The sequence below is a fragment of the Sphaerospermopsis sp. LEGE 00249 genome (assembly GCF_014299995.1).
Taxonomy (GTDB): Bacteria; Cyanobacteriota; Cyanobacteriia; order Cyanobacteriales; family Nostocaceae; genus Sphaerospermopsis; species Sphaerospermopsis kisseleviana.
The window spans coordinates 1-1,062 of the sequence record NZ_JACJUZ010000173.1; the positions used below are offsets into that span (position 1 = coordinate 1).

Here is a 1,062-nt window from a genome sequence, read left to right on the forward strand (position 1 = left end):
ATCGGCTGGTTCGGTGTATTAATGATCCCCACCCTGTTAGCAGCAACCACTTGCTTCATCATCGCATTTATCGCTGCTCCTCCCGTTGACATCGACGGCATCCGTGAACCCGTTGCAGGTTCATTAATCTACGGAAACAACATCATCTCTGGTGCAGTTGTTCCTTCCTCTAACGCTATCGGTTTACACTTCTACCCCATTTGGGAAGCAGCTTCCTTAGATGAGTGGTTGTATAACGGTGGTCCTTACCAATTGGTAATTTTCCACTTCTTGATCGGAGTAGCTTGCTACTTAGGTCGTGAATGGGAACTTTCTTACCGCTTAGGTATGCGTCCTTGGATCTGTGTAGCTTTCTCTGCACCTTTAGCAGCAGCAACCGCAGTATTCTTGATCTACCCCATCGGTCAAGGTTCATTCTCCGATGGTATGCCTTTAGGTATCTCCGGTACATTCAACTTCATGATCGTGTTCCAAGCAGAACACAACATCTTGATGCACCCCTTCCATATGTTAGGTGTAGCTGGTGTATTCGGTGGTAGCTTGTTCTCTGCAATGCACGGTTCTTTAGTAACATCTTCCTTGGTTCGTGAAACAACCGAAACCGAATCTCAAAACTACGGTTACAAATTCGGTCAAGAAGAAGAAACCTACAACATCGTAGCAGCACACGGTTACTTCGGTCGCTTGATTTTCCAATACGCTTCATTCAACAACAGCCGTTCCTTACACTTCTTCTTGGCTGCATGGCCAGTAGTTGGTATCTGGTTCACAGCGTTGGGTGTAAGCACAATGGCGTTTAACCTCAACGGTTTCAACTTCAACCAATCCATCATTGATTCTCAAGGTCGTGTAATCGGTACTTGGGCAGATGTAATCAACCGCGCAAACTTAGGTATGGAAGTAATGCACGAGCGTAACGCTCACAACTTCCCCTTAGACTTAGCTGCTGGTGAAGTTGCTCCTGTTGCTTTGACTGCTCCTGCAATCAACGGTTAATCTGAAACTGGGTTTAATAAGCTTAGTTAAATAAGAAAATACCCTCCAGAAATGGGGGGTATTTTT

General features: G+C 45.5%; 1 protein-coding gene. It reads left to right on the forward strand.

The window, feature by feature from the left end:
- Nucleotides 1-996 (forward strand): photosystem II q(b) protein (gene psbA / locus H5968_RS24965; RefSeq protein ID WP_187042081.1); only part of this gene is annotated, 996 nt, incomplete at its 5' end.
- Nucleotides 997-1,062 lie beyond the last annotated feature (66 nt).